Here is a 12359-nt window from a genome sequence, read left to right as displayed (position 1 = left end):
GGCCACGCTACGACCCACCCGCCCCGGCCCGCCCCTCGGCCCCCGCCCCCTCATGCCCCGGGTCCAACGGCGGCCCCGCCACATCGCACCCCATCCGCACGCACGGCCGCGCACATTCGGCCCCGGTCTCGCTCGGCGTCAGGACCTTGGCCGAGATGGTGAACCAGGCCACCGCGGAGCCCGCGACCAGCAGTCCCGCACAGATCCACAGCGCGCGGTCGAAGCCCGTGTCCACCACGCCCGGGTCCCGGTAGCCGTCGCCCGACAGGCCGACCAGCGCCGGGAGCCCGGCGACGGTGAGCAGCCCCGCCGCCCGGGCCGCCGCGTTGTTGACGCCGCTGGCGATGCCCGCCCGGGTCACGTCCACCGACGCCAGCACGGTCGCCGTCAGCGGCGCCACCAGGACCGCCAGGCCCAGCCCGAAGATCAGCACACCGGGCAGCACGTCGGTCGCATAGTGCGCGTGCGAGCCGACCCGCAGCAGCATCAACAACCCGCCCGCGCACACCAGGGGGCCCACCGTCAGTTGCGGGCGCGGGCCGATCCGCCGGGCCAGGTCACCCGATCGGGCCGAGAGCAGCAGCATCACCATGGTGACCGGAAGCAGCGCCAGACCGGCCTCCTGCGCCGAGTAGCCCGACACGATCTGGAGTTCCAGCACCAGCAGGAACATGAACGCGCCCAAGGCGCCGTAGACGAACAGCGTCACGATGTTGACCGAGGTGAACAGCCGGACCCGGAAGATGTCCAGCGGCAACATCGGTTCGCGCGTGCGCTTCTCCACGAACACGAACGCCACCCCCGCCGCCACCCCGGCCGCGCCCGCGATCACGGCCGGCCCCGGGCTGGTCTGCGCCTCCACCAGGGCCCAGGTCACGCCGGCGAGCGACAACGCGGCCAACGCCGCGCCGTTCACGTCGAAGCGGCCCCGAGGTTGCGGGTCGAAGGTCTCCGGGACGGTGCGCAGCGCGACCACGATGGTCACCGCCGCAAGCGGCAGGTTGATCAGGAAGACCCAGCGCCAGCTCACCGCGTCCACGAGCCAGCCGCCCAGGAACGGTCCGATCGCGCTCGCCACGCCGCCCAGTCCGGACCAGGTGCCCACCGCGCGAGCCCGGTCGTCGGGGTGGAACGTGGCCTGGATGATCGCCAACGAGCCGGGGGTGAGCAGCGCGCCGCCGATGCCCTGGAGGGCGCGGGCCGCGATCAGCGTCTGCACGTTGGGCGCGATCCCGCACAGCAGCGAGGCCACCGCGAACCAGGCCACGCCGATCACGAACACCCGGCGCCGCCCGTACCGGTCCCCGAGCGCGCCGCCGAGCAGGATCAGTCCGGCCAGCGTGAGGGTGTACGCGTTGACGGTCCACTGCAAGGCCGCGAGCGAGGTGTCGAACGAGCGCCCGATGCTGGGCAGCGCGACGTTGACGACGGTCGAGTCGAGCATGGCCATGCCGGAGCCGAGCACGGTGGCCAACAACACCCACCGGCCGGCCGGCGTCCTGGCGCGAATGCCCCCGGAGGGGAAGGAGACGGGCATTCGTGGATCATGCCCGGCCCGAGCGCCGGAAATTCGACCCCGATCATTCGGCGCAGACGGAACACGGCGAGAACGCCGGGAAACGATGTGAAACGAGCGCTCGAACCGGGTCGCCGGCCCGCACCGATCGCGCGAAGCCCCGCTAGCGCGCTATCCGCGGCGCCGGGATCGCCCGGATCAATCCCCGCTGGAGGTCCCGATCGGGGCCGGGCAGCACCGCCAGCGCGAAGATCATCAGCAACACCGCGACCACGGCGTCCATCCAGTAGTGGTTCGCGGTCACCACGACCACCATCAGGGTGATCGCCGGATGCAGCCAGACCGCCCAACTGGCCACCCGCCGACCGGTGCCGGCCGCGTGCCACACCGAGGCGACCCCGAGCGCGACCACCACCGCCCAGCCCACGTGCAACGACGGCATCGCGGCGAACTGGTTCGCGATCTTGGCGCCCGCGCCGGAGTACGGCGAGTCGCCCGCGTCCATGCCCGTGTCGGTGAAGCCCGGCATCTTCCGCGGCGGCGCCAGCGGAACCAGGATGTGGATGACCAACGCGGCGCCGGTCATCATCGCCAGGATGTTGCGGACCCACTTGTAGTGCTCGCGATGGCGGATCCACAACCACAGCAGGAACCCGACGGTGGCCGGGAAGTGCACGTAGGCGTAGTACTTGTTGCAGAACGTCACGGCCGCGTGCGACTGCATGAACCAGTCCTGGATGGCCGCCTCGTCCGGCAGCCGCAGGTCCTGCTGCATGGTCAGCAGTTGCTTGGCGTTGGAGAACGCGGTGGAGGTCTCGCCCGAGGCCAGGCCGCGGCCGAGCTTGTACACCCCGAACAACAGCGCGACCAGGAGCAACTCGCGGGCCGCGTCCTTGAAGACGCGCATCCGGCGGGCCTTGGCCTCGGCCGGATCCGGTTCGGTCGCCACCCGCCCGGCCGGCTCGCCGGCCCCCGTCACCGAAGCCGCCTGCGCGGCCGACGGCGCCTGCTCGCGCCGATCGACCTCGTGGGAGGGATCCTCCGTGACGTTGCGCCGCACCACGCCCCCATGCTGTCGGTTGAATCGGTCGTGCCGTCGGTCGGCCGCTGCGATCGGATCGCTCGCCACCCGGGTCGTGGACCACTCCCCGCACCGCGCACCCCGGAGCACGGGATGCGGTGTACGGCGGCAACGCTTCAGCCAGGGTAGACGGATCAGGTTAGACGGATCCTCCCCCTGAAGTACCAATCGGGGCCGGCTCCCATGGGGTACCCGGGTCCCGTCCCTCTCCTCTGGACGTCGTAGGCGCCTCCCCGGTTCGAAGGAGCCTCACCAAGTCGCGCACACGGCTCGCCGGCGATACGTAGGCTGCGGGTATGACCGACCCGACGGGGGAAAAGCGGCTCGTACTCGTGGTCGAGGACGAGCCCATGATCGCCGACGCGGTGGCCGCCCGGCTGCGGGCGGAGGGCTTCGGCGCGATCATCGCGCCGGACGGCCCCGCGGCACTGACCACGGCCGCGACCACCCGACCCGACATGGTCGTGCTCGACGTGATGTTGCCCGGTCTGGACGGCCTGGAGGTGTGTCGGCGGCTGCAGGCACTGCATCCGGGCCTGCCGGTGATCATGCTGACGGCACGCGACGACGAGACCGATCTGCTGGTCGGCCTGGCCGTGGGCGCCGACGACTACATGACCAAGCCGTTCTCGATGCGCGAGCTGGTGGCCCGCGTGCACGTACTGCTGCGCCGGATGGAGCGCGCCGAGGCGGCCGCCCGCGCCGTCTCCCCCGAGGCCGCGCTGCACCTGGGCCGGTTGCGGATCGACCGCACCCAGCGCCGGGTCCGACTCGGCGTGGACGAGGTGCACCTGACCCCGACCGAGTTCGACCTGCTGGTCTGCCTCGCGTCGCGCCCGCGCGCCGTGCTCTCGCGCGAGCAGTTGCTCGCCGAGGTGTGGGACTGGGTCGACGCCTCCGGCACCCGCACCGTGGACAGCCACGTCAAGGCGCTGCGGCGCAAGCTCGGCGCCGAGTGGATCAGGACCGTGCACGGCGTGGGTTACGCGTTGGAGGCACCGTCCTGAAGTCCGCCGACCCCCGCCCCGCGCGGCTGCGACGCCTGCGGCTGAGCCGCGGCAATCTGCGTCCGCTCGATCGGCTGCGCTCGATCAAGGCCAAGCTCGGCGTGCTCGTGATCGCGTCCGTGTTCGTCTCGACGCTGCTGATCATCCTGGGGCTGCGGGCCGAGGTCCGGTTCCGGTACATGCTCGTGTTCACCTCGCTGGCCTGCCTGGCGGTGACCCTGGTGCTCGCGCACGGGATGACCTCGCCGCTGCGCGAGATGACCACCGCCGCGCAGGCGATGGCCCGCGGCGACTACTCGCGCCGGGTGCGCGCCACCTCGCGCGACGAGGTGGGTCGCCTCGCCGGCGCGTTCAATCGGATGGCCGCCGATCTGGAGGCGGTGGACCGACATCGCCGCGAACTGGTCGCCAACGTCTCGCACGAACTGCGCACCCCGATCTCGGCACTGCACGCGGTGTTGGAAAACCTGGTGGACGGCGTTCAGGAACCCGACCCCGACACCCTGGGACGGGCGCTCAATCAGACCGCGCGACTGGGCCGACTCGTGTCACAACTTCTCGACCTTTCCCGGCTGGATTCGGGGGCCGTTCCGCTCCAGGCACGCGAGTTCGCGGTGCGCCCGTTCCTGACCGCGCTCACCGAGGAGACCGAGGCGCTGAGCAGCGACGTCAGGTTCCGGGTCGACGTGCAACCGGCCGAGCTGACCGCGCTGGCCGACCCCGAGCGGCTGCATCAGGTTGTTACCAATCTGGTGGCCAACGCCTGCCGGCACAGCCCCTTCGGTGGCACCGTGAGTCTGCACGCACGACGCGACGAGGGCCCGGGCAGTCTGCGCCTGGAAGTCCAGGACGAGGGGCCCGGGATCCCGTACGGCGAGCGCGGTCGGGTCTTCGAACGATTCACCCGGGGCGGCGAGAGTTCGTCCACCGACGGGGGAACCGGACTGGGCCTCGCGATCGCCCGCTGGGCCGTGGATCTGCATGGGGGTGATATTTCCGTAGCCGAATCGAGCCATGGGTGCCGTATCCGAGTGCTCCTGCCCGGTGACCCGACGTAATCGGGTGATCGGTCACTTACTGCACGGGACGATCCCGACATGACGTTCCGTGACCACCAATACGGCGGGAAGCAACAAACGCGACTAAACGGTCAACCGTTTGTGATCTACGCGACGCGAAGGCCGAGGGGCCTGCGCGACACAGGTCAAAGGGCGTAGCCTTGTTTCCCGCTGTCCACCACCCCAGGAAGCGGAAGAGGGCGGTTGCCGCCGTGTCGTCACAGTCCCCTAGCAACCCGATGGCCAGCTTCGGCCCCAACGAGTGGCTCGTCGACGAGATTTACCAGCAATATTTGCAAGATCCCAACTCGGTGGATCGTGCTTGGTGGGACTTCTTCGCCGATTACAAGCCCAGCGAGCCGTCGACGCCGTCGACGCCCGCCGGTCAAGCCACCGTGGCAAGCCCGAGCGGCCCCACACCAGTGAGCAGTACCACGAACAACTCCGGAAGCATCCCCGCGCCGAGTACGGCGCAACCCCCCGTGACGGCGGCAGTGTCGTCGACCGCGACGGGGACGACGACTCCGAGCCCGGCCCCGAGCCACCCGATAATGACGACCGGTGTACAGGACGCGGCCCCTTCGCCGACTCCCATCCCGGCCGGCACCCCGGCTCCGGCCCAGGTCTCGCCCGCGAAGGTCGCACCGACTCCGACGCCCGCGCAGGCACCGGCCGCCAAGGCCCCCGCCGCGCCCGCGAAGAAGCAGCCCGCCGCGTCCCCCGAGGCCGTCCAGCTCAAGGGCCCGGCGGCACGTGTCGCGATCAACATGGACTCGTCGCTCGCCATCCCCACCGCGACCAGCGTGCGGGCCGTGCCGGCCAAGCTGCTGATCGACAACCGGATCGTGATCAACAACCACCTCAAGCGCGCGCGCGGTGGCAAGGTCTCGTTCACCCACCTCATCGGCTACGCGCTCGTCCAGGCGGCCAAGTCGATGCCGTCGATGAACCACGCCTACGAGGAGCGCGAGGGCAAGCCGTTCCTGGTCAAGCCCGCGAACGTCAACCTCGGCCTGGCGATCGACCTGACCAAGGCCAACGGTGACCGCCAGCTCGTGGTGGCGGCCATCAAGAAGGCCGACGAGATGGACTTCTTCGCCTTCTGGCAGGCGTACGAGGACATCGTTCGGCGGGCCCGCTCGAACAAGCTCACGGTGGACGACTTCGCCGGAGTGACGATCTCGCTGACCAACCCGGGCGGCATCGGCACCGTGCACTCGGTGCCGCGGCTGATGCCCGGCCAGGGCACGATCGTCGGCGTGGGCGCGATGGACTACCCGGCGGAGTTCGCGGGGGCGTCCGCGGACACCCTGTCCCGCCTCGCGGTCAGCAAGACACTCACGCTGACCAGCACGTACGACCATCGCATCATCCAGGGCGCGCAGTCGGGCGAGTTCCTGCGCCGGATGAACCAGCTACTGCTCGGCGAAGACTGCTTCTTCGAGGAGATCTTCCGTTCGCTGCGCATCCCGTACGAGCCCGTGCGCTGGGTGCAGGACATCTCCGCGACACACGAGGACGACGTCAACAAGACGGCACGTGTGCAGGAGCTGATCCACTCCTACCGCGTCCGCGGTCACCTGATGGCCGACACCGACCCGCTGGAGTACAAGCAGCGCCGGCACCCGGACCTCGACGTGGTCGAGCACGGGCTGACGCTGTGGGACCTGGAGCGCGAGTTCGCCGTCGGCGGCTTCGCCGGCCAGGCGCTGATGACCCTGCGCGACGTGCTCGGCGTGCTGCGGGACACCTACTGCCGCACCGTCGGCATCGAGTACATGCACATCCAGGACCCGGACCAGCGCCGCTGGATCCAGGAGCGGGTGGAGGTGCCGCACGCCAAGCCGGACCGCGAGGACCAGCTCCGCATCCTGCGCCGGCTGAACGCGGCCGAGGCGTTCGAGACCTTCCTGGCCACCAAGTACGTCGGCCAGAAGCGCTTCTCGCTGGAAGGCGGCGAGACCACCATCCCGCTGCTCGACGCGATCATCTCGGCCGCCGCCGAGGACGGTCTCGACGAGGTCGCGATCGGCATGGCGCACCGCGGTCGGCTGAACGTGCTGACCAACATCGTCGGCAAGTCGTACGCGCAGGTCTTCCGCGAGTTCGAGGGCAACATCGACCCGAAGTCGATGCACGGCTCGGGCGACGTGAAGTACCACCTCGGCGCCGAGGGCACCTTCGCCTCCGAGGACGGCGCGCAGGTCAAGGTCTCCCTGGTGGCGAACCCCTCGCACCTGGAGGCGGTCGACCCGGTCCTGGAAGGCGTCGTGCGCGCCAAGCAGGACATCATCGACATGGAGGGCGCCGACTTCCCGGTGCTGCCCCTGCTGCTGCACGGCGACGCCGCGTTCGCGGGCCAGGGCGTGGTCGCCGAGACGCTCAACATGTCGCAGCTGCGCGGCTACCGCACCGGCGGCACGATCCACGTCGTGATCAACAACCAGGTGGGCTTCACCGCCTCCCCGGCCGCGTCCCGCTCGTCCATCTACGCGACCGACGTCGCGCGGATGATCGAGGCGCCGATCTTCCACGTCAACGGCGACGACCCCGAGCAGTGCGTGCGCATCGCGCAACTCGCGTTCGAATACCGCCAGACGTTCCACAAGGACGTGGTGATCGACCTCATCTGCTACCGGCGCCGGGGTCACAACGAGGCCGACAACCCGTCCTTCACCCAGCCGCTGATGTACGACCTGATCGACAAGAAGCGCTCGGTGCGCAAGCTCTACACCGAGGCTCTGATCGGCCGTGGCGACATCACCGTCGAAGAGGCCGAGCAGGCGCTGAAGGACTACCAGGACCAGTTGGAGAAGGTCTTCTCCGAGGTCCGCCAGGCCACCGCCCCGCAGGCCCCGCAGGCGGCCCCGGCCGCCCCCGCGGCGGACATCGCCTTCCCGCGGATCGACCCGACCGGCATCGCGCACGAGACGGTGAAGCGGATCGTCGAGTCGCAGGTCTCGCTGCCCGAGGACTTCGCCGTACACCCGCGCCTGCAGCCGCAGTTGCAGCGCCGGGCGGCGATGGTCGAGGACGGCACGATCGACTGGGCGATGGGCGAGACGCTCGCGTTCGGTTCGCTCCTGATGGAGGGTCGCCCGGTGCGGCTCGCCGGTCAGGACAGCCGCCGCGGCACCTTCGGCCAGCGGCACTCGGTCCTGGTCGACCGCACCTCCGGCGCCGAGCACACCCCGCTCGCGCACCTGTCCGACGACCAGGCCAAGTTCACCGTCTACGACTCGCTGCTCAGCGAGTTCGCCGCGATGGGCTTCGAATACGGCTACTCGCTGGCCCGGCCGCAGTCGCTGGTGTTGTGGGAGGCGCAGTTCGGCGACTTCGCCAACGGCGCGCAGTCGATCATGGACGAGTTCATCTCCTCCGCCGAGCAGAAGTGGCACCAGCACTCCGGTGTGGTCCTGCTGCTTCCGCACGGCTACGAGGGCCAGGGCCCGGACCACTCGTCCGCACGCATCGAGCGTTACCTGCAGATGTGCGCGCAGAACAACATGACGGTGGCCGCGCCGACCCTGCCGAGCAACTACTTCCACCTGTTGCGCTGGCAGGCGCTCAACCCGCACCACAAGCCGCTCGTGGTGTTCACCCCGAAGTCGATGCTGCGGCTGAAGGCCGCCGCGTCGAAGATCGAGGAGTTCACCAGCGGGCAGTTCCGGCCGGTGATCGGGGACACCACGGTGGACCCGAGCAAGGTCAAGCGGGTGGTCATGTCCTCCGGCAAGTTCCACTACGACCTGGCCGCCGGACGGGCCAAGTCGGGCCGCGACGACGTCGCCCTGGTGCGCGTGGAGCGGCTCTACCCGCTGCCCGTGGCCGAGCTCAAGGCCGAGCTGGAGCGGTACGGTCTGGACCGCTACGGCAAGGACCTGGAGCTGGTCTGGGCCCAGGAGGAGCCGACCAACCAGGGCGCGTGGCCGTTCATCGCGCTCAACCTGGTCGAGTACGGCCTGCCGGCCCCGCGCCGGATCGCCCGCCCGTCGTCCTCCTCGCCCGCGGTCGGTTCGGCCAAGCGGCACGAGGCCGAGCAGCAGGGCCTGGTCGAGGAAGCGATGAGCTGATCCGCTTTCGCTGATCACCGACCGCGCCCCGGTCCGCGTACGATGCGGCCGGGGCGCGGTCGTGTCGTCGTCCCGGGTGCCCCGCACCCCCACCCATCGGAGTCGGAGAGCATGTACTTCACGGACCGTGGCATCGAGGAGCTGGAGAAGCGACGCGGCGAGGAGGAGGTGTCCCTGGCCTGGCTCGCCGAGCAGTTGCGCACGTTCGTGGACCTGAACCCCGAGTTCGAGACCCCCGTCGAACGTCTCGCCACCTGGCTCGCCCGGCTGGACGACGACGAGGACGACGAGTAGGACGGCGAGTAGCCGGCCGCGCCGAACGTCGCGGGCCCGAGGCCGGGTTCAGGCGTCGGTGGCGCGTCCGGTGCCGCGGGAGTTGCGGGTGTGCCACAGGGCCCAGCACACCCCGTACAACACCAGGCCGACCGCCAGGCCCCGGCCGAACCCGGTCGCCGCGCCGAAGCCGAGTACCTCGAAGGTCGGCACCCGCCCGTCCGGGAACGGCAACAGCGCCCGGGCCGCGCCGAGCACGCCGACCAGCACGAGGGCGCCCAGTACCGCCCAGCGCCCCGCGACGGGCATCCGCAGGCCGGTGATCGGCCGCACCGGCAGCCGGCCGATCCAGCGCCACGTCCACACCGCGCTCACGGTCAGCCCGACCGCCGTGCTGATGTGCTGGAGCAATACGAAGCCCGGCCGCAGGCCGAAGAACTCCCGGCGCAGCTCGGGCAGTACGTGCGCGACCCCGGGGTCGTTGCGATGCGTCCAGGCGTCCCAGCCGATGTGCGTGAGGCCGCCCAGGACCGCCGAGACCACGAACCACCCGCAGACCGCGAGGGTTTCCCGCAGGAACGGCCGGCGGGCCCGCGCGGCGGCGTACAACCGGCCCGGCAGGCGGGGGCGCAGCGGCTCCTCCAGCGCGCCCCGGATCCGGTCCGGGACCAGCACCAGCAGCGGTCTGGCGAGCAGGTGGAAGCCCAGCACGAGCAGCACGGTGAGCACGACGTTCAGGCCCAGCACGCCCGGCCAGAGCTCGTGGGTGGCCTGCCGGTCGGCGCGTATCGGCAGGAAGTGCAGGGGCACGAACAGGATCACGTCCGGTGCCATCGCGCCGAAGGCCAGCGCGGAGGCGATCAACGGGCCGTGTCGGCCCGCCCCGTCCCCGGCCGTGGTGCCGGTACGGGTGGCGCCCTGCAGCGGCAGCACCGCGGCGATGTGGCTGAGCGTGAATGGCATGCGTGGTGCCCCCGGTGATGGTGCCGTCGGCCGGCGTGCCCCGCTCGCGCGCGCACGCGCGTCGCGGGCACGACGCGCGGTGAGCGAAGTCCCTCGGCTTCGAGAAACGTCGAAACCAGACCCGATGGTTCCCTTGACGTTCGGCAGACGCGATATATCGTGAGTGACAGAGCTTCGCGATATATCGCGTTCGGCACTCCGACCCGAAGGGGAGGGTCCATGTCCCAATGGATGATCGAGGCACCGCAGGACCTCACGCTCGACACCGTCCGCGTGCTCCGCGTGCGCACGATCGGCGGACTGGTCGACGTGGTGGGCACCGACGGGCCGCCGCGCCTGGAGGTGCACGCCGTGGAGGGTCCGCCGCTCCAGGTGACCCACGACGAGGTGAGCGGCGAACTGGTCCTGACCTACCCGGACCTGACCGGCAAGCACCTGATGGACTGGTTCCAGAGCGCCCGGCGGCGGTCCGACCTCAAGGGACTCGTGGCGGACGGACGGGCACTCGGCAAACGGCACGCCGAGGTCTCGTTGGCGGTGCCGTGGGACTGCACGGTGGAGATCGGCGTGGTGTCCGCGCACGCGACCGTCTCCGGCATGCACGGCGACACCACGGTGCGCAGCATCGGCGGCGACGTGACCCTGGTCGGGCTGACCGGCACGGTCGACGCGAACACCGTCTCCGGCTCGGTGGACGCCGAGTCGATGGCCGGCGACCTCGGCGTGGTCACCGTGGCCGGTTCGCTCACCGTGATCGAGGGCACCGGCGGCCGGGTCCGGGCCAACTCGGTCTCCGGCCCGATGACCCTGGACCTGGACGCGGTCGGCCGCAGCCACGTGCAGCTGAGTACCGTGTCCGGCGAACTGACGGTACGGCTGCCGCACCAGGGCGACATGCACGTGGACGTACGCAGCGCGGCCGGCTCGGTCGACTCGGCGTTCGACGAGCTGACCACGAACGCCAAGTTCGGCGCCCGGCACGTGAGCGGCAAGCTCGGCGAGGGCTCGGGACGGCTCCGAATCAACTCGATATCGGGCGACGTGACGCTGCTGCGTCGTGCCCCGGAGGGAAAGGTGATCGCATGACCCCGGTCTTCGGTCACGGCCGCCTGCGGCTGTACCTGCTCAAGCTGCTCGACGAGAGCCCCCGACACGGCTACGAGGTCATCCGGCTGCTGCACGACCGCTTCCTGGGCCTGTACGCCCCCTCCGCGGGCACGGTCTACCCGCGCCTGGCCAAGCTCGAACAGGAGGGCCTGGTCGAGCACGACGTCGAGGGCGGCCGAAAGGTCTACCGGATCACCGCCGCCGGGCGGGCCGAACTGGCCGAGCGCCAGGAGGAGTTGGCCCAGTTGGAGGCGCAGATCCGCGAATCGGTCTACGAGCGGGCCCGGGAAATCCGCGACGAGGTGCGCACCTCCGCCCAGAGTTTGCGCGAGGAACTGGCCGGTGCCGCCCGCGAGGTACGCAAGGCCCCCCGAGAGCGCGAGAAGCCCTCGGAATCCGCACGACGCACGAAATCGACCGGCTGGGAACCGATCTTCTCGCAGAAGATGGCCGACCTCGCCGAGGGCCTGGCACACAACCTGGTCGACCTGGCCGGCAAGCCCGGCCTGCACGACCTGGAACGCGAACTACGCCGCCGCTTCGGCACCGCGGACCCCGAGCCCACCACGGCCCGCGACCGAGCCGCCGACGCCTGGTCCAAGGAAACCGACCACACCGCCGACTCCTTCGACCTCGACACCATCCTCGACACCCTCCGCACCGAACTGACCCCCCTGGCCCACCGAGCCGGCATCACCCCCGACCAACTCACCCAGGCCCGCGACATCGTGACAACCGCAATCAACGACCTCCGAGCCCTCTTCACCGAAACCCCCCCACCCACCTGACCACCCCACCCCACCCGGCCGGCCCGAGCCCCCACCCAACCTCGGCCCGGCCGGCCCCCGGGCCCACCCACCCGAACCGCCCCACAAAGCCACGCCATCCCAGCCGACGCTCAGCCCCGCCGGCGCTTGAGGCGAACCAGCCCACCCAACACCCGAATCCAACCAACCCACCTCAGCCAGGCCGGCGTATGAGGCCACTCAGCCCCGCCGGCATTTGAGGCGAACCCAGCCCGGCCGGCGCATGAGAGCAACCAGCCCGGCCGGCGCATGAGAGCATCCAGCCCGGCCGGCGCTTGAGGCAAATCAGCCTCGCCGGCGTTTGAGGCGAAGCAGCCCGGCCGGCGTTTGAGGCCACCCAGCCCCGCCGGCGTTTGAGGCGAAACAGCCCGGCCGGCGTTTGAGGCGAAACAGCCCGGCCGGCGCATGAGGCCACCCAGCCCCGCCGGCGCATGAGGCGAAACAGCCCGGCCGGCGCATGAGGCCACCCAGCCCC

The 12359-nt window shown here is 70.6% G+C and carries 9 protein-coding genes; 6 read left to right on the top strand and 3 right to left on the bottom strand.

The genetic code is table 11. The features are described 5' to 3' along the window. Nucleotides 1-7: 7 nt before the first annotated feature. Nucleotides 8-1537: an MFS transporter gene (locus ABZ374_RS35875; RefSeq protein ID WP_360319398.1), complete on the bottom strand. Its 1530-nt coding sequence runs from the start codon at nucleotides 1535-1537 to the stop codon at nucleotides 8-10. Between the two features lie 142 nt (nucleotides 1538-1679). Continuing rightward, complete coding sequence (locus ABZ374_RS35870; RefSeq protein ID WP_360319396.1) at nucleotides 1680-2579, bottom strand: phosphatase PAP2 family protein; 900 nt, start codon at nucleotides 2577-2579, stop codon at nucleotides 1680-1682. A gap of 314 nt (nucleotides 2580-2893) precedes the next feature. Here ABZ374_RS35870 and ABZ374_RS35865 point away from each other — a divergent pair, with 314 nt between their 5' ends. The 4 genes from ABZ374_RS35865 to ABZ374_RS35850 all read left to right on the top strand — a co-directional run bounded on the left by ABZ374_RS35865 (nucleotide 2894) and on the right by ABZ374_RS35850 (nucleotide 9029). After that, entirely contained in the window at nucleotides 2894-3604 is a 711-nt protein-coding gene (locus tag ABZ374_RS35865) for a response regulator transcription factor (RefSeq protein WP_360319394.1), read from the top strand. Further along, nucleotides 3601-4662 (top strand): ATP-binding protein, encoded by a 1062-nt coding sequence (locus ABZ374_RS35860; RefSeq protein ID WP_360319472.1) that lies wholly within the window; start codon nucleotides 3601-3603, stop codon nucleotides 4660-4662. The genes ABZ374_RS35865 and ABZ374_RS35860 overlap by 4 nt, the downstream gene beginning before the upstream one ends. A 239-nt stretch (nucleotides 4663-4901) precedes the next feature. Further along, a complete protein-coding gene (locus tag ABZ374_RS35855; RefSeq protein ID WP_360319392.1) occupies nucleotides 4902-8735 on the top strand; it encodes a multifunctional oxoglutarate decarboxylase/oxoglutarate dehydrogenase thiamine pyrophosphate-binding subunit/dihydrolipoyllysine-residue succinyltransferase subunit in 3834 nt (1277 codons plus the stop codon). A gap of 111 nt (nucleotides 8736-8846) precedes the next feature. Beyond that, nucleotides 8847-9029 (top strand): DUF6104 family protein, encoded by a 183-nt coding sequence (locus ABZ374_RS35850; protein ID WP_020557400.1) that lies wholly within the window; start codon nucleotides 8847-8849, stop codon nucleotides 9027-9029. Nucleotides 9030-9077: 48 nt separating this feature from the next. Here ABZ374_RS35850 and ABZ374_RS35845 read toward each other — a convergent pair whose 3' ends face one another. After that, on the bottom strand, nucleotides 9078-9971 hold the full coding sequence (locus ABZ374_RS35845; RefSeq protein WP_360319390.1) for a DUF4184 family protein: 894 nt from the start codon (nucleotides 9969-9971) through the stop codon (nucleotides 9078-9080). A 219-nt stretch (nucleotides 9972-10190) separates the two neighbouring features. Here ABZ374_RS35845 and ABZ374_RS35840 point away from each other — a divergent pair, with 219 nt between their 5' ends. Together ABZ374_RS35840 and ABZ374_RS35835 are read left to right on the top strand one after the other, a co-directional pair. Further along, nucleotides 10191-11057, top strand: coding sequence for a DUF4097 family beta strand repeat-containing protein (locus tag ABZ374_RS35840; RefSeq protein WP_360319388.1), 867 nt, complete (start codon nucleotides 10191-10193; stop codon nucleotides 11055-11057). Further along, nucleotides 11054-11866, top strand: coding sequence for a helix-turn-helix transcriptional regulator (locus tag ABZ374_RS35835; RefSeq protein WP_360319386.1), 813 nt, complete (start codon nucleotides 11054-11056; stop codon nucleotides 11864-11866). Before ABZ374_RS35840 ends, ABZ374_RS35835 begins: the two co-directional genes overlap by 4 nt. Nucleotides 11867-12359: the final 493 nt, after the last annotated feature.

The sequence above is a fragment of the Embleya sp. NPDC005971 genome, assembly GCF_040629175.1.
In the GTDB taxonomy this organism is placed as follows: domain Bacteria; phylum Actinomycetota; class Actinomycetes; order Streptomycetales; family Streptomycetaceae; genus Embleya.
The sequence above is the reverse complement of the archived record's forward strand: the minus strand, read 5'-3'. Positions and strand labels throughout refer to the sequence as shown.

Bases quoted from the DNA above. Each gene is read 5' to 3' on its own strand.
- ABZ374_RS35840 (WP_360319388.1), top strand. From the start codon at position 10,191: ATGTCCCAATGGATGATCGAGGCACCGCAGGACCTCACGCTCGACACC.
- ABZ374_RS35835 (WP_360319386.1), top strand. From the start codon at position 11,054: ATGACCCCGGTCTTCGGTCACGGCCGCCTGCGGCTGTACCTGCTCAAG.
- ABZ374_RS35875 (WP_360319398.1), bottom strand. From the start codon at position 1,537: ATGCCCGTCTCCTTCCCCTCCGGGGGCATTCGCGCCAGGACGCCGGCC.
- ABZ374_RS35845 (WP_360319390.1), bottom strand. From the start codon at position 9,971: ATGCCATTCACGCTCAGCCACATCGCCGCGGTGCTGCCGCTGCAGGGC.
- ABZ374_RS35855 (WP_360319392.1), top strand. From the start codon at position 4,902: ATGGCCAGCTTCGGCCCCAACGAGTGGCTCGTCGACGAGATTTACCAG.
- ABZ374_RS35865 (WP_360319394.1), top strand. From the start codon at position 2,894: ATGACCGACCCGACGGGGGAAAAGCGGCTCGTACTCGTGGTCGAGGAC.
- ABZ374_RS35850 (WP_020557400.1), top strand. From the start codon at position 8,847: ATGTACTTCACGGACCGTGGCATCGAGGAGCTGGAGAAGCGACGCGGC.